The sequence below is a fragment of the Caproiciproducens sp. LBM24188 genome (assembly GCF_054130445.1).
Window position 1 is genome coordinate 1554822 of record NZ_CP196862.1, and the last position, 21272, is coordinate 1576093.

Annotated in this window: 19 protein-coding genes; 4 read left to right on the top strand and 15 right to left on the bottom strand. The window is 49.7% G+C overall.

All coding sequences use genetic code 11. The annotated features are described in order from the left end of the window. Nucleotides 1-8: 8 nt before the first annotated feature. A complete protein-coding gene (locus tag ACSVDI_RS07365; protein ID WP_457941807.1) occupies nt 9-566 on the bottom strand; it encodes a LemA family protein in 558 nt (185 codons plus the stop codon). 295 nt (nt 567-861) lie between these two features. Here ACSVDI_RS07365 and ACSVDI_RS07370 point away from each other — a divergent pair, with 295 nt between their 5' ends. Beyond that, the gene (locus ACSVDI_RS07370; protein ID WP_457941808.1) at nt 862-1521 is read left to right on the top strand and encodes a manganese efflux pump; all 660 of its coding nucleotides are present in this window, start codon (nt 862-864) and stop codon (nt 1519-1521) included. Nucleotides 1522-1612: 91 nt separating this feature from the next. On the opposite strand, the gene ACSVDI_RS07375 is transcribed toward ACSVDI_RS07370, so the two are convergent. The 5 genes from ACSVDI_RS07375 to ACSVDI_RS07395 form a co-directional block, all read right to left on the bottom strand. After that, nucleotides 1613-1837 (bottom strand): DUF3006 domain-containing protein, encoded by a 225-nt coding sequence (locus ACSVDI_RS07375; RefSeq protein ID WP_457941809.1) that lies wholly within the window; start codon nt 1835-1837, stop codon nt 1613-1615. 43 nt (nt 1838-1880) lie between these two features. After that, nucleotides 1881-2810: a ComEC/Rec2 family competence protein gene (locus ACSVDI_RS07380; protein WP_457941810.1), complete on the bottom strand. Its 930-nt coding sequence runs from the start codon at nt 2808-2810 to the stop codon at nt 1881-1883. Continuing rightward, a complete protein-coding gene (locus ACSVDI_RS07385) occupies nt 2780-4666 on the bottom strand; it encodes a YgiQ family radical SAM protein (RefSeq protein WP_457941811.1) in 1887 nt (628 codons plus the stop codon). The genes ACSVDI_RS07380 and ACSVDI_RS07385 overlap by 31 nt, the downstream gene beginning before the upstream one ends. Before the next feature lie 59 nt (nt 4667-4725). Further along, nucleotides 4726-7257, bottom strand: a complete 2532-nt coding sequence (locus tag ACSVDI_RS07390; protein ID WP_457941812.1) for a DNA translocase FtsK 4TM domain-containing protein — start codon at nt 7255-7257, stop codon at nt 4726-4728. A 135-nt stretch (nt 7258-7392) separates the two neighbouring features. Continuing rightward, the gene (locus tag ACSVDI_RS07395; protein ID WP_457941814.1) at nt 7393-8175 is read right to left on the bottom strand and encodes a ClpP family protease; all 783 of its coding nucleotides are present in this window, start codon (nt 8173-8175) and stop codon (nt 7393-7395) included. Between the two features lie 255 nt (nt 8176-8430). On the opposite strand from ACSVDI_RS07395, the gene ACSVDI_RS07400 reads away from it, so the two are divergent. The 3 genes from ACSVDI_RS07400 (at nt 8431) to ACSVDI_RS07410 (ending at nt 12338) form a co-directional block, all read left to right on the top strand. Next, the gene (locus tag ACSVDI_RS07400; RefSeq protein ID WP_457941816.1) at nt 8431-10362 is read left to right on the top strand and encodes an aconitate hydratase; all 1932 of its coding nucleotides are present in this window, start codon (nt 8431-8433) and stop codon (nt 10360-10362) included. Between the two features lie 92 nt (nt 10363-10454). Continuing rightward, nucleotides 10455-11663: an NADP-dependent isocitrate dehydrogenase gene (locus ACSVDI_RS07405; RefSeq protein ID WP_457941817.1), complete on the top strand. Its 1209-nt coding sequence runs from the start codon at nt 10455-10457 to the stop codon at nt 11661-11663. A gap of 30 nt (nt 11664-11693) precedes the next feature. Next, the gene (locus tag ACSVDI_RS07410) at nt 11694-12338 is read left to right on the top strand and encodes a redox-sensing transcriptional repressor Rex (RefSeq protein WP_457941819.1); all 645 of its coding nucleotides are present in this window, start codon (nt 11694-11696) and stop codon (nt 12336-12338) included. Between the two features lie 105 nt (nt 12339-12443). Here ACSVDI_RS07410 and ACSVDI_RS07415 read toward each other — a convergent pair whose 3' ends face one another. The 9 genes from ACSVDI_RS07415 to ACSVDI_RS07455 form a co-directional block, all read right to left on the bottom strand. Next, nucleotides 12444-13067 carry a V-type ATP synthase subunit D gene (locus tag ACSVDI_RS07415; protein ID WP_457941820.1) on the bottom strand — a complete coding sequence of 208 codons (624 nt, stop codon included), beginning with the start codon at nt 13065-13067 and terminating at the stop codon, nt 12444-12446. 31 nt (nt 13068-13098) lie between these two features. After that, on the bottom strand, nt 13099-14559 hold the full coding sequence (locus ACSVDI_RS07420; RefSeq protein ID WP_457941821.1) for a V-type ATP synthase subunit B: 1461 nt from the start codon (nt 14557-14559) through the stop codon (nt 13099-13101). 105 nt (nt 14560-14664) lie between these two features. Beyond that, nucleotides 14665-16425 (bottom strand): V-type ATP synthase subunit A, encoded by a 1761-nt coding sequence (locus ACSVDI_RS07425; RefSeq protein WP_457941822.1) that lies wholly within the window; start codon nt 16423-16425, stop codon nt 14665-14667. Between the two features lie 32 nt (nt 16426-16457). Then, nucleotides 16458-17054: a V-type ATP synthase subunit E gene (locus tag ACSVDI_RS07430; protein WP_457941823.1), complete on the bottom strand. Its 597-nt coding sequence runs from the start codon at nt 17052-17054 to the stop codon at nt 16458-16460. Nucleotides 17055-17086: 32 nt separating this feature from the next. Continuing rightward, complete coding sequence (locus ACSVDI_RS07435) at nt 17087-17395, bottom strand: V-type ATP synthase subunit F (RefSeq protein WP_457941824.1); 309 nt, start codon at nt 17393-17395, stop codon at nt 17087-17089. Nucleotides 17396-17419: 24 nt separating this feature from the next. Continuing rightward, entirely contained in the window at nt 17420-17872 is a 453-nt protein-coding gene (locus tag ACSVDI_RS07440; RefSeq protein WP_457941826.1) for an ATP synthase subunit C, read from the bottom strand. Between the two features lie 57 nt (nt 17873-17929). Further along, entirely contained in the window at nt 17930-19876 is a 1947-nt protein-coding gene (locus tag ACSVDI_RS07445) for a V-type ATP synthase subunit I (protein ID WP_457941828.1), read from the bottom strand. A gap of 7 nt (nt 19877-19883) precedes the next feature. Then, nucleotides 19884-20942: a V0D/AC39 family V-type ATPase subunit gene (locus tag ACSVDI_RS07450; protein ID WP_457945618.1), complete on the bottom strand. Its 1059-nt coding sequence runs from the start codon at nt 20940-20942 to the stop codon at nt 19884-19886. Between the two features lie 5 nt (nt 20943-20947). Beyond that, complete coding sequence (locus ACSVDI_RS07455) at nt 20948-21259, bottom strand: hypothetical protein (RefSeq protein ID WP_457941829.1); 312 nt, start codon at nt 21257-21259, stop codon at nt 20948-20950. Nucleotides 21260-21272: the final 13 nt, after the last annotated feature.

The window sequence follows — 21272 nt, forward strand, 5'->3', positions numbered from 1 at the left end:
ATCGCATCTTAAAATTTTACCTGAGGTACTGCTTTGCTTGCCTCGTCAATTTCAAAGTACTTTTTCTGGGAGAATTTGAAAATGGAGGCGATAATGTTGGACGGAAAGCGCATGACGTATTCATTGTATTTCATCGCGGTATCATTATAGAACTGGCGTGCAATCGCTATTTTGCTTTCAATGTCTTGCAGCTGCCCCTGCAAATCCAGAAAGTTCTGATTTGCTTTCAGGTCGGGGTATTGTTCCGCGGTTGCAAACAGGTTCACAATGGCACGGGAGAGCTTTGCGTTGTTTTCCATTGCTTCTTCCGGGGTTTTGGAGTTCATGGCTGCGCTTCTCCATTTTGTAACTTCTTCAAAGGTGTGCTTTTCGTGCGTCGCGTAGCCTTTTACAGTTTCCACAAGGTTCGGAATCAGATCAAAGCGTTTTTTCAGCTGCACATCCACCTGTGCCCATCCGTTGTCTACCCGGACAGAAAACGAAACCAGACGGTTGTAGCTGCTTGCAGCCCAAAGAATCAGAATCAAAACCACTGCACCGAGAATTGCCCAAGGTAACCAGCTCATAATGTAACCTCCTAAATGTTAATGCATTCATAGTACCATATTTCTCTTTTTTAGAAAAGTGGCCGCCCGTTCATTTTTACCGGAAATTGGCCGGATATTACAGAGCGCTGCACATGGGCGCTTTGGGACGTATCCGGCCGTTTGCCTGCGCCGTAAATCGCTAATTTCTTGTCGATTCATTCTTCTGTGGAATTTTTCGTGGTCGGTTATTTGCAAACAACAGAACGACCCTAAAATCACCAAATCCCTTCTTTCTCATAATCTAATAAAAGAAATACGCAGAATTGCGGAAGATATGCCGGCAAAAGAGCGGCAATTCCGGAATTTGGGAAAGAGGGATCCTAGATTGATTTTTTCCGCTTTGCTTTTTAGCCTGACCTTCAATATGGATAACATGGTAATCGGCGCAGCCTACGGAATGAAAAAAATTAAAATCGGGTTTACTGCAAATTTGATTATTGCCGCCATTACAACAATTGGGACATACCTGTCGATGACACTTGGCACTTATATTTCACAGTTTTTGCCGGATTTCTGTGCGAATGCAATTGGCGCGGCGGCCGTTGTTCTGCTGGGGCTCTATTTTTCTCTGCAAAGTATCGTTAAGCTGACAGAACGGACGAAGCCAAAGGAACTGGCGCTGAAAGATGTTTCGGACATGATGGAATATGCGCAGGAATCCGACCGGAACCACAACGGAAAAATCGACTACAAAGAAGCCATTCTGGTAGCAGTTGGATTGATGGTCAATAATCTAGGCACCGGAATTGCCGCCAGCATTACCAAAGTGAATCTTCCGCTGACGATTTTATTTACTTTTATACTGAGCCTTGTAACCTTGGTTTTGGGGGAGGTACTCGGTACGCATGCGCTGGGGAAGCTTTTCGGCAAATACGCATCGCTCTTTTCCGGACTTCTTCTCATTCTGCTGGGTATATTTGAATTTTTCCATTAATCCCCTTAGGGAAGGGTTTGGTGCTATAACTATAAAAAAACAAGACTGCTTTCGGCAGCCTTGTTTTTGGGTGGAAATGATTTTATCCGTTTTATTCCTGAAAGAGTTTGTTTTGCAGCTTCACCATTTTTGCCCGCTTTTTTTCGGTTAGTTCCTGATTGATGCTTAAAGTTCCTTCGCTGTCATCCACGTTTAGCACGTCGCCCTCCGCGGCACCCTGCGGAAGTTCAGAGGTTTCAATGGCAAACAGCTTTTTATCGGCGTCCTCGCAAATGGCATAGGTTCCTTCAAAGCGATCGATCGTCAGTGTTTTCATTTTTTAATCCCCTTTGGCCGGTCCGTTTTTCTTCGGGCCGTAATTATGGTTTCTTTTTTTCTGTGGCAACATGCACCGAATGGCCGTCGCTCAGAAAAAGAATGGTTCCGTAAATATCGGTTCGGAATGTTTGCACGCCCTTATCATTCAGTCTTTTGATCACGTCATTTTTGGGCAGGTGGTTGGTGTCGTCCGCGACAGAAATCGCCGCGTACCGCGGCTGCACCGCTTTGATCAACTCGGCAGTAGTGGAAGTACTGCTTCCGTGGTGGCCGACTTTCAGAACATCTGCGGTAAGGTCAGCACCAGAGGCCAGCAGATCGGCTTCTTCTTCTTTTTCTGCGTCACCCATCAGCAGAAAATGTGTGTTGCCGTAAGTCAGCCGCAAAAGAATGGAATTATTGTTGGTACTGGTTCCGGTTTTCAAAGGACCAAGCACCTGAATTTTTAATTTTCCAAGGAAATAGGTGTCTCCGAATTTCGGGGCAGACGAAGCGAGTCTTTTTTCGTGTAGCACTTCCTGCGTCAGACGGTATTCCTCGCTTAATGGGATAAGTTCCAATGGGATTGCCGGAGCCAGATAATGTTCCACGGAAAAGCGGCGGATAATTTCACTCAGTCCGCCGATATGGTCGCTGTCGGGGTGGGTGTTTACTACATAATCCAGCGTTTTCACGCCGCGGCGTTTCAAGTATTCCGCGACCGGTTCCCCACAGTCGATGGTTCCACCGTCCACCAGCATGTACTTTCCTTCGCATTCAATCAGGATGCTGTCGGCCTTGCCAACGTCAAGCACATGGACGGAAAGGGGACTTTGGTCAGCTGCATCTGTAAAATCCGTCAGGCCGAAGAAAGAATAAATCCGGTGCCGGAAAGCCGCCGCCCCATAGGGCAAAAGAGAAATAATGGTGCCGACGGCCAGCAAAAGCAGAAGAACCAGCTTCAGCGCCGTTTTACTTTTTTGCCGCTCCATTTTTTTTGCTTCTCTCTGTTGTTGTTTTGCCGGTGCAGATTATTTTGCGCGCGCAGCATTTCTGCGTTCGGGCGCACAAGGCAGCGCGCGTCCGTACCTATTAAATCGGTCCGTCCCGCTGCTTTCAGCGCGGCGATGACCAAATCCTTATTCTTTGGGACAAAGTATTGAAGAAGTGCCCGCTGCATTGCCTTTTCATGGTCGGAACGAGGAACATAGACTTCTTTCAAGGTATAGGGATCCAACCCCGTATAGAACATGCACGTTGAAATGGTACCGGGGGTTGGGTAAAAATCTTGTACCTGTTCCGGGCGAAGATGTTCCTTTTTCAGGAACAGTGCGACTTCCACCGCGTCTTTCATGGTGCAGCCGGGGTGGGAAGACATCAAATAGGGGACAAGGTACTGTTCTTTCCCTGCTTCCTTACTGAGCTGGAAGAATTTTTTCTCAAATTTCAGGAAGGATTCAATGTGCGGTTTTCCCATCGTGTCCAGCACCTGCGCGGAGCAGTGCTCCGGCGCAACCTTTAGCTGGCCGCTCACATGGTATTTTACCAATTCATGGAAAAAGGTGTCATCCGGGTCGTTTATGAGATAGTCAAAGCGGATGCCGGAACGAATAAACACCCGTTTTACACCCGGCAGGGCGCGAAGCTTTCGAAGAATCTCCAAATATTCCGATTCATCCACCTTCAGTGCAGGGCAGGGCTGCGGGGCAAGGCATTTCTTTCCTCCGCCACAAAGGCCAAGCTTGGCCTGCTTTTCACAGGAAGGATGACGGAAGTTTGCCGTCGGCCCACCCACATCGTGAATGTACCCTTTAAAGCGCGGATTCTGCACCAGCTTTTTGGCTTCCCGCAGAATGGATTCCTCACTGCGTGTTGCAATCGCGCGCCCCTGATGGAACGCGATGGAGCAGAAATTGCAAGCGCCGAAGCAGCCGCGGTTGTGGGTAATGGAAAATTCCACTTCTTCAATGGCGGGCACACCGCCCATCGGCTCATAGCAGGGGTGGTAGGTGCGCTCGTATGGCAAATCATAGACGGCGTCCAGTTCCGGCTGGGTTAGAGGCGGCATCGGGGGATTCTGCACCAGAATCCGGTCCCCGTGGCGCTGAATGATTTTTCGCCCGCGCACCGCGTCCTGTTCCTCCTGCTGCTTGCGGCAGGATATGGCATAGGCCCGTTTATTTTCCTGGACCTGTTCGTAACTGGGGCATTCCACCGCGGGGCCGGGCCGATATTCCTTTGTGGGAACCGTGTAGCAGGTTCCGCGGATGTCGGTTATGGTACAGATAGGCTCCCCAAAATTCAGGCGCCTTGCGATTTCTATCGTCTGATTTTCTCCCATGCCATAGACTAGAAGATCTGCGCCGGAATCCAGCAGAATAGAGGGGCGCACGGCATTGTCCCAATAATCGTAGTGCGCGAAGCGCCGAAGAGAGGCCTCCAGCCCGCCGATGATTACCGGGGAGTCGGGGTAAAGCTCTTTAATCTTTTTCGTGTAAACAATCACGGCACGGTCCGGACGCAGTCCGGTTTTACGGCCGGGGGAGTAGGCGTCCTCACTTCTGCGGCGGCGTGCGACCGTGTAATGCGCCACCATGGAATCAATGTTGCCGGAGTTGACCAGAAAGCCGAGCTTCGGTCTGCCAAATCGGGTAAAATCACGGTTGGTGCGCCAATCCGGCTGAGCCAGAATCGCCACGTGATACCCGTAATTTTCCAAAAGGCGGGAAAGGATAGCCGTTCCAAAGGACGGATGGTCCACATAGGCATCACCGGTGACGAATATAAAGTCGGGCGCATCCCAGCCCAACGCGGTTACTTCTGCCTGGGTAATTGGTAAAAAAGGCATTCTTCTGTTTTCCTTTATAATAGAATCTGTTAGATACAGTTTAATACAAGATAAAAATTTTATTCTTTGTTTTGCGCAGTTTGCTGGTTCATAGCGTCGTTTTGCCGCATGCTCATTTCCAGCCACTGCTGGTAGGTAATTAGAACCTGACGCGGTTTGGAGCCTTCGTGCGGGCCTACAATTCCCATTTGCTCCATTTCGTCAATCAGCCGGCCTGCGCGTGCATAGCCAAGGCGAAGGCGGCGCTGCAGCAGAGAAGTAGAGGCTTGCCCCGCTTCTACCACACACTTAACCGCTTCGGGCATCATGGGGTCGGTATCGTCGCTGACGGAACTGTCTCCCGAATCCTTATCGGCAACGGCGTTCTTTTCAATTTCTTCCGCGATGTTCTGATCATAGCCGGCTTCCTGCGTTTTCTTGACGAACGTAACAACGGATTCAATTTCTGCGTCGCTGACAAAACATCCCTGAATACGGGTCGGCTTTTGGGAACCAACCGGAGAGAACAACATATCGCCGCGGCCAAGCAGCTTTTCCGCCCCGCCGGTATCCAGAATGGTTCTGGAGTCCACCTGGGAGGAAACGGCAAAGGCAATTCGGCTTGGAATGTTGGCTTTGATAATACCGGTGATAACATCGACAGACGGGCGCTGGGTGGCGATTAGCAGATGCATTCCGGCAGCACGCGCCATCTGTGCCAGGCGGCAGATGGAATCCTCCACTTCGTTTGGCGCGGCCATCATCAGGTCGGCCAGCTCGTCGATGATGATAACAATCTGGGGCATGTGCTGCATCGGCTGGCCATTCGCATCTTGATAGCCGCAGGAAGCCGCGAGTGCATTGTAGCCATGCAGGTCACGCACGTTGTTTTCTGCGAAAATCTTATAGCGCTTCAGCATTTCCGTAACAGCCCAGTTTAGTGCTCCGGCGGCCTTGCGCGGTTCGGTGACAACCGGCACCAGAAGGTGAGGAATTCCGTTGTAAATACCAAGTTCCACGACCTTCGGGTCAATCATCAGAAAACGGACTTCATCCGGAGTGGATTTATACAGCAGACTGATAATAAAGGAGTTGATGCATACGGATTTACCGGAACCGGTAGAACCGGCAATCAGTAAATGCGGCATTTTCCCAAGGTCGGCCGTCACGACTTCTCCGGCAATGTCGCGGCCAAGCACGACCGTCAGCCGGCTTTTCGCCGTAGTGAAACTGTTGGATTCAATCAGCTCGCGCATCCGCACCACGCTGATTTTTTTATTCGGAACTTCTATGCCTACTGCGGCTTTTCCGGGAATCGGCGCTTCAATTCGCACGCCGGAAGCCGCAAGGTTCATGGCAATGTCGTCGGACAGGTTGGTAATCTTGCTGATTTTTACCCCCGCAGCGGGCTGCAGTTCATAGCGTGTTACCGCGGGACCGCGGCTGATATCCATGATTTTTGTCTGTACGCCAAAGCTTTTCAGGGTCTGTACCAGCATTTGGCCGTTCATTTTCAGTTCTTCGGTGACTTCCTGTTCGTTCACCTGCTTAGAGGCTTCCAGCATGGAAACGGGTGGGAAGTGGTAATTTCCGTCCTGCGGCGGTTCGTCGGTGAACATCGTCATCTGAACCGGCACGCCGACCGGTGTGTTTTGCACTTCTTTCTGGGCCGTTTCCTGCTTGCGGGCGGCAAATTGGGCGGCGGCTTCCTCTACACCGGTTTTATCCGTGGGGGCTGGTGCGGCGGCTTCCTTAGCGGGCGCCGCAGGCTCCACTTTTTCCACGACCGGTTCTTTCATACCAAATACTTTTTCCAGCTTTTCTAACTTTTTGCTCTTTTCTTTTGCTGGAGTTTTTCCAGGGGACTGTACTGGATGCTGAGGCAGCTCGTCTTCCGGCCCGAGCGCAATATCAATGTTTGTACTGCGGCTGCGCTGCAGCTGCCTTTGTTCCCGTACGTTGTTAAAGTTGGTGGCAACCATATCTGCCGGCTTGGTAATCGCGCGGAAAAGCTCCACAAGGCTGGTACCGGTCAGAATCATGACCGTGACAAACAGCGCGAGAATAATGACGATTTTCGCGCCCGCACTGCCCAGTCCCGCGACCAGCAGAATCCCAAGCAGGCCGCTGAACAGACCGGCACCGCTGCGCTCAATTCCAAGTTCATACAGGTGTTTCAGGGTGCTCCAATAGGAGGAAAGCGCCGTGTTTTCCTTCTCTGTAAAGATGTATACGGCAGAGCAAAACAGGGTGATGATGATTATGATCATAATCACCTTACTGCTCAGTCGGTTGTTCTGTCGCTCCAAGGCAGTCACAATGGATATGTAACACAGCAGGATGGGCCAAGCAATGGCGCATGTCCCGAACAAACCGAGCAGAACGTTGTGCGTCCACAGCCACAGGTGGTCACCGTTAATAATCACCAGACAGGCCATTAAAATGGAAACGGCGAATAGCATAATTGCCTGAATTTGATTGTTCTGCCGCATTCTTTCCGGGTCTTTAATTGGTTTTGCCCTGCTGTTTGCTGCGGCTTTTGCCGGTTTTGTTCCGCCGCGCGGCCGCGCATGCTGCGCGGGCCTTTTCGTTTGTGTTTTTCCTCTTGCCACTGTACGATCACCTTTATTTTAAAATTCCACTTTTTTGTCTGTACTTAACACTACTTAAAAACGCCGCTGAGGAAAGCAAAAGGTTTTAACCGTTATATGTAACGGGCGGCATGGGCCGCCCGGAAAAAGTGCTTTTTAGGAATCAGCGGGTTTTCTTTTTGCTGGTTTTGATGCTGTTTTCGTTTTGGACTTGTCCTCTGATTTCGTGCCGGTTCGGGTGTCTTTTTTCCGGTTTTCATCAATCATTTTGTTCAGGCATTCCATCGCGTCGGAAAGCGTTCCGAGCGAATCAATCAAACCCTCGCTGACTGCGTCTGGGCCATCCAAAACGCTGCCAACGTCCATTACCAGTTCCTGTGTATTCATGGCCAACTCGTAAAAACGCTCCATCGACATCTTCGAGTTCTGGGTCACAAATTTTGCAATGCGTTCCTGCATGCGCTGAAAATATTCCAGTGTCTGCGGTACCCCCAGTAGCATTCCGTTCATCCGCACCGGATGAATTGTCATGGTTGCGGTAGGGGCGATAAAAGAATGCTTTGCGGCAACGGCAAGCGGCACGCCAATGGAATGCCCGCCGCCCAAAACCAAGGATACGGTGGGCTTTTTCATTCCGGATACCAGCTCGGCCAGCGCAAGGCCGGCCTCCACATCGCCGCCTACAGTATTTAAAATCATCAGCAGGCCGTCCACATCTGGCGATTCCTCAATGGCAACCAGCTGCGGAATTACATGCTCATATTTTGTGGTTTTGTTTTGCGAAGGAAGAATATAGTGCCCTTCGATTTGACCAATAATGGTTAGGCAATGAATCGTGTGGACGCCGTCACTCGTCAGTATGGAGCCTGTATCAATGATTTGATGCGTTTGCTGCACTTGTTTTTCGCTTTGTTCTTCCGAGGTACTTGTTGTACTCATTCACAATCCCTCCTTCGGTTAGTTTGCCGTAGGAGGCGGAATCTCATACACAAAAAGCGGCAATAATTTCGTAAACATTATTATAGCATTTGTTTTGATTTTCATCAAGAAAAGAACGTTCCATTTTCTCATTCGCAATGATAATCCTGACAAGCCGATTGACAAGCCGCCTATTTTATAAGATAATAACTATATATTTAATAATATCTTTGTCCACTATACTGATTTAGAAAAGAAACGGGAGGCTCTCACTCAATGGGGTTAACTTTGGCTCAAAAAATTATAAAAAACCACCTGCTTAGCGGGGATATGACGGTCGGCAGCGAAATTGGCTTGAAGATTGACCAAACGCTTACCCAGGATGCAACTGGAACCATGGCTTACCTGGAATTTGAGGCGATGGGAGTTCCCAGGGTCAAAACAGAGCGTTCCGTAGCTTATATCGATCATAACACGCTTCAAACCGGTTTTGAAAACGCGGATGACCATCGCTATATTCAGTCGGTTGCAAAAAAACATGGAATTTATTTTTCCCGCCCCGGCAATGGAATTTGCCATCAGGTGCATCTGGAACGCTTCGGCATTCCGGGCAAAACCCTGATTGGTTCTGACAGCCACACCCCCACGGGTGGTGGAATTGGAATGCTCGCCATGGGCGCGGGCGGCCTAGACGTTGCGGTTGCCATGGGCGGTGGCCCTTACTATATTACCATGCCGAAAATGCTGCGAATCAACCTGATCGGCAAGCTGGGCCCATGGGTCAGCGCGAAAGACGTGATTCTGGAAGTGTTGCGGATCCTCAGTGTTAAGGGCGGCGTGGGTAAAATTGTGGAGTACGGCGGCCCCGGCGTGGCTACTTTGACCGTCCCGGAACGCGCCACTATTACCAATATGGGCGCGGAGCTTGGCGCAACCACTTCGATTTTCCCCTCCGATGAAGTTACCCGCAGCTTTTTAAAAGCGCAGGGCCGCGAAAGCGACTGGAAAGAACTTCTGCCGGATGACGACGCGGTTTACGACGAAACCATTACCATTGACCTGTCTGCGCTGAAACCGCTGGCGGCCTGTCCGCACAGCCCGGATGCAGTGAAAACGGTGGACGAGATTGGTCCAATTAAGGTCGATCAGGTGTGTATCGGCTCCTGCACCAACTCCTCTTATCTTGATTTAATGCGCGTTGCTTCTATCCTGAAGGGCAAAACGGTTCATCCGGATGTCAGCCTTGCGATTGCACCGGGTTCCAAGCAGGTTTACAATATGCTTGCGCAGAACGGTGCGCTTGCCGACCTGATTTCGGCGGGCGCGCGGATTTTGGAGTGTGCCTGCGGCCCATGCATCGGCATGGGGCAGTCCCCAAATTCCAAGGGCGTTTCGCTGCGCACCTTCAACCGGAATTTTGAAGGCCGTTCCGGCACTGCCGACGCACAGATTTATCTGGTCAGCCCGGAAACCGCCTGTGCTTCTGCGCTTAGCGGGGTGTTGACCAATCCGCAGACATTGGGGAAGGAAGATCCGATTGCTCTGCCGGAAACGTTCCTGATTAACGACAATATGATTCTTCCGCCCGCTAGTGAAAAAGAGGCCGAAAAGGTTGAAATTCTGCGCGGTCCTAATATTAAGGAATTCCCGACCACCACGGCGCTTCCGCATAGCATTGAAGCGAAAGCACTGCTGAAAGTCGGCGACAACATTACGACTGACCACATTATGCCGGCGGGGGCGAAAATTCTTCCGTACCGTTCCAACATCCCGTACCTTTCCAACTTCTGCTTTGGCGTCTGCGATAAGGAATTTCCGGAGCGCTGCCGTCAGAACGGAAAAGGCATCATCATCGGCGGAGCTAATTACGGCCAGGGTTCTTCCCGTGAACACGCCGCGCTGGTTCCTCTCTATCTTGGCATTAAAGCGGTGATTGTGAAGAGCTTTGCCCGCATCCATTGCGCAAATCTGGCAAACGCCGGAATTCTTCCGCTGGTCTTCGAAAACGAAGCCGATTACGATACCATCGACCAGATGGACGAACTGGAACTGCCGAATATCCGTGAGGCCATTCAGAACCACGGAAAGATTCTTGTGAAAAACAAAACAAAAGGCACCGAATTTGAAGTGAAAGCAGTATTGACCGACCGTCAGCGCAATATGGTTTTGGCAGGCGGCCTGTTGAATTATACCAGAGAACAAAACTAACTGCCTGTGCAGTTTTTCAGCTGGACGGGGAAGTTCCGCACGCTGGGTGCAGCGGGACTTCCGGTTCGCAGGGAAAGGATGGTCATTAAAATATGGATAAAATTCAGATGAAAACACCCTTGGTCGAGATGGACGGGGATGAAATGACCCGCGTCATCTGGAAGATGATAAAAGACATTCTGATTACACCTTATGTCGACCTGAAAACGGAATACTATGACCTCGGTTTGGAAAACCGCGATGCAACCAATGATCAGGTGACCTTGGATTCCGCGAATGCCACGAAAAAATACGGCGTGGCGGTCAAATGCGCCACTATTACCCCGAACGCCGCGCGCGTTAAGGAATACAATCTGAAAGAGATGTGGAAATCTCCGAATGGAACCATCCGCGCAATTCTGGACGGTACGGTGTTCCGCGCTCCGATTCTGGTTAAGGGAATTTCCCCGTATATTTCGAACTGGAAGAAGCCGATTACCATTGCCCGCCATGCTTATGGTGATGTTTACCGCAATGTGGAGCTCTCAGTTCCGGCCGGTTCTAAGGCGGAGCTTCTTGTAACCCGGCCCGACGGAACGGAAGAACGCGCATTGATCCATGATTTTAAGACTCCCGGTATTATTCAGGGGCAGCACAATCTCGACAAAAGTATTGAAAGTTTTGCCAAATCGTGCTTTAATTATGCTTTGGACACAAAACAGGATGTCTGGTTCTCCACCAAGGATACGATATCCAAAAAATACGACCATCGTTTTAAGGATATCTTTCAAGAGATTTTTGACAAAGATTACAAAGAGGCCTTTGAAAAAGCAGGAATTACCTACTTCTATACTCTGATTGACGACGCTGTGGCCCGTGTTGTCCGTTCGGAAGGCGGCTTCATTTGGGCCTGCAAAAACTATGACGGCGATGTTATGAGTGATATGGTCGCGACGGCGTTCGGAAGTCTGGCCATGATGACCAGCGTTCTGGTTTCCCCCGACGGGGTGTACGAATATGAAGCGGCGCATGGTACCGTGCAGCGCCACTATTACAAGCACCTGAAAGGGGAAAAGACGTCTACCAATTCGATGGCGACTTTGTTTGCATGGACCGGCGCACTGAAAAAGCGCGCAGAGCTTGATGCCCTGCCGGAATTGATGCGTTTTGCACAAATGCTGGAAGAAGCGTCCCTGCAGACCATTGAAGACGGCGTCATGACCGGCGATCTTGCCAGTCTTTCCACACTGCCCAACAAGCAGTCGGTTGATACGGAGACGTTTCTTCGGGAAATTGGGAAAAGGCTTGCTTTGAAACTGTAATTTAAGCAGGATAAACGGAGGTAATGCGTTGTGCCAAAACGCGAGAATATTTCAATGTCTGTCATCCGGCGGCTGCCCCGGTATTATCGTTTTTTAAAACACCTGAGAAGCAAAGGCGTGGTTCGAATTTCATCCACCGAGCTTTCGGCAAAACTGGGTCTTACCGCATCGCAAATCCGTCAAGATTTAAACTGTTTCGGCGGGTTTGGCCAGCAGGGCTACGGTTATATGGTGGACCAGCTCTGTGAAGAAATCGCCCATATCCTGGGCTTGTCAAACGGGTACAAAACGATTCTGCTCGGTGCCGGCAACCTGGGGCAGGCGATCGCTTCGCATATGTCTTTTGAAGATGATGGCTTCAATCTAATCGGTATTTTCGACAGCGCGCCGCAGAAAATCGGCAAAACGGTGAACGGCCTTACCGTGCAGGATATTGCCAGTTTGGAAGAGTTTTGTCAGGCCGATATGCCCTCGATGGCGGTACTGTGCGTTCCCAGAGAAGCTTCCGCCGTACTGGTGGAACGTCTGTATAATATCGGTGTGCGCAATTTCTGGAATTTCAGTCACTACGACATTATTATGAAATATCCGGACGCACTGGTGGAAAATGTGCATCTGAGCGACAGCCTGATGACACTTTGCTATAAAATTTCTAATACGCCAGATGCTTCTTGACTGTCTTTGATTCTAAAAGAGCCGGTTTCCGCATAAAAAACGGAACCGGCTCTCTTTTATTATTTCACAAAATAAAACCCCGGTACACGCGCCGGGGTTTTGTTCTTAAGAATTGTTTTGATTGCTTTTCTGTTGTTTAATTACCTTTAAACGGGAGAACTCTTCACGATCCTTTTCTTCTAGAGCATCCGTAATGATTTTCACGGTCTGCTCAAAGCGGGGAATCATGATGTTGCGCAAAGCATTGGCGCGTTTTTGTGTCTTTTTAATGGCGTCGGCCAGACGATAAACACTGTTTTCTACTTCGGCAAGTTCCGCCGTCAGGCGTTTTACATCGTTAAATTTATTATATGCATTATCCAACTCAATGTTGGTTGACCTCAATCCAAAGGGAATCGGAATTTTGGATTCCTTCAGGGACACCATGGGAATTTCCACGCCCATAACGCTGCGGTAGGCCACGTTCAGGTTGTTGTCCAGCGGAACCGTAAGGGAAAGCTCCGCGCTGATTCCCAGCGTGATATTGGCTTTTTGAAGCGCAGCATAAGCTTCCTCATACGTATCGTCGATCTGGTTCTGTATGGTTGCAGCCCGGCCGATCAGTGCCATCATTTCCCGGATTAAGATATTGCGCTTGCGGTCCAACAGCTCAAAGCCTGTGCGGGACAGGGCAAGCGATTTTTTAGTTGCTAGCAGATTGCCTTTGGTTGGTACAATCTGATTACCCAAGGCGGGTCACCTCCTCCGGTACGGAGCGGAATCAAACCGGCTCATCACTTTCGGTGCTTTCGTTCGGTTCCGCGTCTATGCTATTTTGGGACTTTTCGCCGCTTTCCAGCTGCTGTTTGGCCTTTTCATAATACCGATCCAGTGTTTCGCTGTCCACACGATCCAGTTCCTCGCGGGGGAGGGTGGCAAGCAGCTGCCAGCCAAGGTCAAGGCTCTGGTCAATGGAGCGGTTCTCGTTTGCGCCTTGGTTGACAAACCGCGCCTCAAACCGTTTGCCGAACTCAATATATTTCTTATCCGTTGGGGAGAGTTCCTCTTCACCGATAACAGAGGCAAGCGAACGGGCATCCATTACCTTTGCGTAAGAAGCAAACAGTTGGTTGGAAACAGCGGCGTGGTCTGCACGGGTAAAGCCTTCGCCAATGCCGTCTTTCATCAGACGCGACAGGGAAGGAAGCACAGAAACCGGCGGATAAACTCCGGCGCTGTCAAGTGCGCGGTCCAGCACAATTTGGCCTTCTGTGATATAACCGGTCAAGTCTGGAACCGGGTGTGTAACATCGTCGTTTGGCATGGTCAGAATCGGAATCTGCGTAACAGAGCCTTTCTTTCCCTTTACCATGCCCGCGCGTTCGTACAAAGAAGCAAGGTCAGAGTATAAATAACCCGGATAACCTTTTCTTCCTGGAATTTCACCCTTGGAAGAGCTGAATTCACGAAGTGCTTCCGCGTAGGAGGTCATATCCGTCATGATGACAAGAATATGCATGTCAAGCTCAAACGCAAGGTACTCTGCAACGGTCAGCGCGCAGCGCGGGGTCAGAATTCGTTCAATAATTGGGTCATTGGAAAGGTTCAGGAACATTACAACGCGCTGCAGGACGCCGGATTCCTCAAACGAACGGCGGAAGTATTCCGCAACGTCGTTCTTTACGCCCATGGCGGCGAATACAATAGCGAAGTTGTCGCCGTTTGCATCGCGAATCTTTGCCTGTCTGGCAATCTGAACGGCGAGCTCGTTGTGTTTCATACCGGAACCGGAGAAAATCGGCAGCTTCTGACCGCGAATCAGGGTCATCAACGTATCAATGGTTGAAATACCAGTATTGATGTAGTCCCTCGGGTAAACTCTGGAAACCGGGTTGATTGGCGTGCCGTTAATGTTGGCGCGTTTTGTCGGGAAAATGTCGCCCAGTCCGTCAATCGGCTTTCCGGCGCCGTTAAACACGCGTCCAAGAATTTCGGGGGACAGCGGCATTTCCATGGGATGACCCATCAGTCTTGTGCGGGTATTATTTAGAGAGATTCCGCGCGTGCCCTGAAACACCTGTACCACGACGCGGTTTCCATCCATTGCCACAATTCTGCCCTGGCGTACGGTTCCATCGTCCATGCGAATGTCGACCACCTCTTCAAACGAGGCGTGTTCCACATCGTCCAGCACGATTAGGGAACCGTTGATTTCTTTAACGCCGATATAATCAAGAATCATGGTGTAACCACCTTCTTCACTAATTTGATTTACACGGATCTTCCTTGAAACGGTCTTTAACGAAGAACATCTCAAGGAAAATCAGTATTCTGTCCGAAAACGGACTCAGGCAGACATGATCCCCGCAAGGGCCGAATCGATCTCTGCAATATAATCGTTAAACAGTTCCAGCTTGTTGTTCGGAATATCGTATTTCATCTTTACCAGCTTGTCAAACAGACCGGTATTCATAATGCTTGAAATCGGTACGTTGGCAGCAATCAGCTGTTTGGACTTGCGGTACATGTGAAGAATAACCTTCATCATCAGCTTCTGCTTTTCAAGCGGAACGAAGGTATCCTCCGCATGGAACGCATTCTGCTGGAGGAAACCGACACGGATCAGACGCGCGATTTCGATGACCAGCTTTTGGTCATCCGGCAGAACATCGGAGCCAATCAGCTTTACAATTTCCATCAGCTTGCTTTCTTCCTGCAGCAAACGATTGATTGATTTGCGGTATTTGATAAAATCTTCCCCAAGCTCCTTGGTGAACCACGGGTCAAGGTCCAGAAAATATTCGCTGTAGCTTTGTGTCCAGTTAATGGCCGGGTAATGTCTGGCATAAGCCAGAGCCTTGTCCAGTGCCCAGAAGCAGCGGGTAAAGCGCTTTGTGTTCTGGGTAACCGGTTCGGAAAAGTCGGAACCGGCAGGGGAAACGGCACCGATGATGGTGATGGAACCATTGCTGCCGTTCAGGTTGTTTACCATACCTGCGCGTTCATAGAATTCGGAAAGGCGGCTCGGCAGATATGCCGGGAAGCCTTCTTCTGCGGGCATTTCTTCCAAACGGCCGGAAATTTCGCGAAGCGCTTCCGCCCAGCGGGAAGTGGAGTCTGCCATGATGGCCACGTGGTAACCCATGTCGCGGTAATATTCCGCCAGCGTAATACCGGTGTAAATAGAAGCTTCACGCGCGGCAACAGGCATATTGCTCGTATTGGCAATTAGTACAGTGCGGTCGGTCATCGGCCGGCCGGATTTCGGGTCGATCAGCTCGGCAAATTCGTCCAGAACCTGGCTCATTTCGTTGCCGCGTTCACCGCAGCCAACGTAGACAATAATATCTGCGTCGCACCACTTTGCCAACTGATGCTGCGTCATAGTTTTACCGGTACCGAATCCGCCTGGAATGGCGGCTGTACCGCCTTTGGCAATGGGGAAGAGGGTATCGATAATACGCTGACCGGTAATCAGCGGAATGGTCGTCTGCAAACGTTCGCTGACCGGACGGGGCGTACGAATCGGCCAGCGCTGGCACAGCGATAGCGGATGAATTTTGCCCTTTTCGTCTTTCAGCTCTACAATGGTATCGTTTACATGGTATTTGCCGTTTTCTGCAATTTTGGTGACAACACCGGAAATCTTTGGCGGAACCATGCATTTATGCTTGATAATCGTCGTTTCCGGGCATTCCGCGTAAATATCGCCGCCCTTTAGCGTATCACCGACTTTTACCGTAATGGTAACATCCCATTCCCTGGACTCGTCCAGCGGAGAAACACTGCTTCCGCGTGAAATGAACGAGCCGGATTCCTTGGCAATTTCCTTCAGAGGACGTTCGATACCATCAAAGATATTATCGATGATGCCGGGGCCAAGCGTGACGTTCATGGGGCTGCCCGTGCCGTAAACCGGTTCGCCCGGTTTCAGGCCGGTTGTTTCCTCATAGACCTGAATCGTTGTAAGTTTATCGGTCATGCCGATGACTTCACCGACCAGACGCTCCTTGCCGACGTACACCATTTCCATCATGGAGAAGTCGCGCGCGTTCTGTATGGTCACAACCGGTCCGTTAATGCCATATATCACATTCTGATTTTCCATTTAATCATCTCCGATAAAAAGTGGACAGCGGCTCAGACCACAGTCATGCCGGAATTTTCCTCAAACCATTCGCGCTGATCCTCCAGCATGGAGTCCAGCGTTTCATCGGCCAAAATGCCGATTTCCGAATTATAGGCACGAATGCCGCCAATTTTAATTCCGGGTTCGACTTTTATTGTACAGTCACTGCCGAAAGTGCTTTTTATCATTTCTTCGTACTTTTCATCTTCTTGTCTTATTTCAATCACTGTGCCGGGCCGATGGAGCTTTGCGGGCAGCTTTGCGGTGAATTTTTGAAGCAGCGCAGCGTACTCTTCTTTTTCTGTAAACTGAATCAGCTGCTGCTTCGCTTTTTCAAACACCCCTGCAGTAATTCTTTTTCTCTGTTCCAGCAGTTCCCTGCGGCCGTCCATTTCGCGGCGGGCCATTTCTTTGGCGATTCCGTTGCGCATTTCGGACATTTCTTTGTGAATCAAACGGTAGGCTTCCGTCAGAGCCTCCACTTCGGCGTCTTCCAGTTCCTTTTGTTTGAATTCGGCGATTTCCTGCTCAATTTTCTTTCGCTGCTCTTCGGCGTAATGATTGATGGCAAGATTAAACTTATTTATTTTTTCTTCATTGTTCGCCATAGTGTAACCCCCGTTCCGCCATAACAAGCGGCCTAAATTTTAACCCCGATGGCCTCGCGGACATAGCGGGTGATGGAATCCTTCGTACGGCCGTTGCCGTGCCGGTCCGGGATTTCAACAATCAGCGGGCGCTTCTGGTTGAGTTTCAGCTGGTCAATCAGGTCCGGGCAAAGCTCCCGGAGGGTTTCCGTGATTAATACCACAGCAACATCCTCGCGAGCCATTGCCTCTTTCAGCGCTTTTTGCACCTCGGCGGCTTCGTGAACCACAACCCCGTCAATGCCTGCCAGCCTCATGCCAACTTGGGTATCCACATTATCGCTGATTAAATAAAAGCGCATTTTATGCACCTCAGCTTTCAGCGGTCAGACTTTATTCAGAATCAGAATAGAGATCAGCAGGCCGTACAGTGCAATACCTTCGCCCAAAGCAACGAAAATCAAAGCTTTACCGAATGCTTTCGGATCCTCACTGGTGGCACCGATTGCTGCCGGAGCAGCTGCTGCAACCGCAATACCGCCGCCAAAACCTGCAAGACCGGTAACCAGAGCAGCCGCGATCAGGCCCATGCCCTTATTCCAGTCGGTGCCCTGTGCCTGCTGGGACTGTGTGGTGGCAGCAGCCGTGTTGGTGCCGCCGGTCGAAGTCGCGTTAGCAATGACAGGGGACGCGAACATAATTACACATACTGCCACAAACGCCAAAAGCTGAGTGACAACAGCACTTTGTTTCTTTGTCCCCTTTTTCACGGCACGAATGGCAAAAAATACGGAAACAGCAAGAAATGCAGCGGGAATGCAAAATAATACGAAATTCATAACATTAGCCTCCAAAAATTAAAAAATGAAATAGAAAGTATTAATTCGCGGCAGCGATTACTGCTCCGCGTGAACAACAATGGGTTTAAACGGACGGCCGCTGCCTTCAAAGAAGCGGCTGAACATTTCATAAAACTCCAGCCTCAGTACCTGAATACCAACCAGCAGTCCTTCCAGTGCGGTCACAAATGCGTTGCCTATAATCAGAACAAGGACGTATCCGATACCGCTGCTCATTTCCGCAAGCGTAAACACCACCATCATCATGCCGGCGTGAACCAAAACGAACGCGCCCACACGGAGAAAGCTCATGGTGTTGGTTGCGTAACTCAGCAGGAATTCAAAGACTTCAAAAAAGTTCTGCATGATGAAGTCCCCCCAGCTCTTGGGTTTCCAGTCCGGGCTTCGTTCTACCAGTTTGCCGAGAACCTCGCGGAAAAACATGGCAAGAATCGGAACAATAATCAGGCAGATTACATATGCAGGGGTGACAATTTTCCAATTGAAAAGTGCCTGTCCGCCGAACCCGAAAATCAAGGATGTGTAAAAAATGAATCCGGCGATGCCGCTGGGCCCAAACAGCCCGTCTGCGTAATGCTTTCTTTTCAGAGAAGAGTAGATGTTGATCAGCATTGCACACATCACAAGGAAAATTCCGATTCCAACGGCGGAATAGATAATTCCTGTCGTGGTGGTCGGTTCCATGACCTCAATGGGTTTTGACTTCATGCCTAGCAGGTTGATGTAAAGCGGATCCAGTGCGTGTTCAAAACCGAACACCGAACCAAACAGAGTACCGAATACCGCGGCGGAAATCCCGCACGGTACCAGAATCCTGCCAAGCGGCATTTTTTTCTTCTGCCACATCAGCCAACCGATTAGGGAAACGGCCAGCCCTTGCCCTAAGTCGGCAAACATAATTCCGAATAGAATCATGTAAGTCAGGGATACGAACGGGGTCGGATCGACTTCGTCGTATGCGGGCAGGCCGTACATATCAACGTAAAACTCGAACGGACTGAACAATTTTCTGTTTTTGAGCTTGATTGGTGGGGAGTGCTCCAACTGTTCCTCTGCGCCCTCCACCGAATATTCAATGGATTCCACCTGGTCAAGCGCTTTGGTGAATTCTTGTTCCTTCTCTTTCGGAATCCAGCCGGTCAAAATAAAGTTCCCGTTATACCGGGCAGCGTAACGGCGAATTCCAAAGTATACGGATTGCTCGGTCATCCACCAGTAAACCGTCTGAAAGGTCTTTTGGTTGGTTTTGAGCAGATCCTCAATTTTTGCCTCTATGCTTTTGTGAAGAGCCTTTTCGTCGGCAAGTTTTCTGCGGTAATCTTCCAAAGCAGATTCCGGAGTGCCGGTCATTTCCGCCAGCCTAGTGCGTTCAAAGTACAGGCTGGAAAAAATTCGGTCCACTTCGCTGACTTCACTGATTGGGGCAAAATAAACACCCCAGTAGTAGGAGTCGTCATTGGAACTGGGGAAGAAGACTACATAGGGATTCTGCGTGTAAGCGTTCAGTTTTTCAAAGCTTTCCTTGGGAAGAGAGCCAAAGCGAACCTTTATGTATTCGCAGGCATGCACTTCGTCCAGGTTTACATCCAAACCGACAAAATGGGAAATTTCATCGATTTGTTCGGAGTAAGCTTTAATGTTTTCCTCTGTCTTAGCCAGTTGGCGCTGCAAATCGGCATATTCGCCAGAAATGTACCGCGCGAAATTCCTCATTTCTTCTGGGCTCATCGTGGGCTGATCTTCTTTGGAATAGGGAATCAGTCCTGGCGCTTCGGATGGATCGGAAAGAATACCGTTTAGTTGCTGCAGCGGTTCTGCATAGGGATTTTCTTCATTTAGAGGAGAGAAATCCGAAGTGTCGGAGTAAAAGGAGAGCGCATTGTCGGGATGAAATACGCCGGACTTGCCGCAAAGCGCGGTAACCTCGTCCAAATCGGCCATTCGTCCAATAATACTGATGACATCAATTTTTAAAACAGCCAACCATCAATTACTCCTTTCTTCTATAATTCGGTATAATCAGCAACTTCAGGATTTCATCAGGTGGTAACTTGTAGCGCACGCCTTCCACGATTGTGATAATATCGGTGCGTTCGCATTGTACCAAAAACAGATAGGACATCATTACAACAGCGGGATGTGTGGAAAAGTAAATGTTGTGACGACAGATTTTGTAAAGCATCCGTTTTGGAATTTCATCGACATAGGAGTACGGAATATCCAGTGCTCGTCTGCCGATTTTCGTCCTGTGCATAATCTCTGAAATCTGCTGTTCGGTTTCAGCATCCACCATTTGCTTAATGGTAGCCGGGTCCAGCGACCCGAAGGGGAGAAGAGAACTTTGAATGAAGTCTGCACCGCACTGATAGGATACTTTCATGCGAACAATGCGCGAATAATTGTCTAAATCAAGGTAGGTATCAAATATTTCGTGCAGTTCTTTTCGCGCTTCCCCTTTTGTGTAGTGATCGATTACTTCGTAAAGATTTCGATACAGATAACCATAAAGCGCGTTTTCAATTCCGGTAAAGTTGATTGGTACGTCCTTAACCGGTTTAAACGGTTCCAAAATTTCCCGGTACGGGGTCCGGTCCAGCACTAGCAACAGGTCGTCATAACTTCGAATTTTGCTAAGCCTATCCATATCCATGCTGGCGTGGCGGCTGAGGTACATCGGCAGCTCGAAAAGGTATTCTTCCGGCTTGCCGGCATCTAACAGGATAAGAACGTGCAGAATCTGTTCGATTTCACTGTGCACCAAAAGATATTTCGCAAACCGTTCTCCCACCGTTATTTCGTAGCGGCATAGGGAATCGTAATCTTCAAACTGTTTCTGCTTTAGCTTTGCTTCCAACTGGCCGCGGTGTACGGCATTTTCGTTGATGCCGGCCAGCACCTGTTTGTAGTGGGTTTGATTTTTCAGGTAAAAGGCAACTTCACTGACGTTTTGACAGTTGAGCAGTTCTTTGTAGTCCTGTTCTGTCAGGCGTCTGCCATACATGGCGCGCGCTTTTGACAATATTGCATTGGATGCCAGGGTGGCAAGCATCACAATCACTCTCCTATCACTCTAGAAACGATTGCCTTAACCCAAGTGTCCCCCTTTTCTTGATAAAGCTGATCCATTTTCTGAGCAAGTTCTGCGTTTTTCTTTTTCTTGATTTCCCAATTTTCCTCCGCGGCGGCACGCTCCTGCGGTTCATTTAGGGCAATCCGCTTTCTGGCTCGTTCCAGATATTCGTTACGAATCTGCTCTCGTTTCCCAACGACTTCTTTTTCGGAATTTATTTTTTCTATTTGGGCGGCATTCGTAATTTCTCTGGCTTTTTTGTCCATATCAACGATTTGCTTTAATAAATCCTGCATTGATCACCGCACC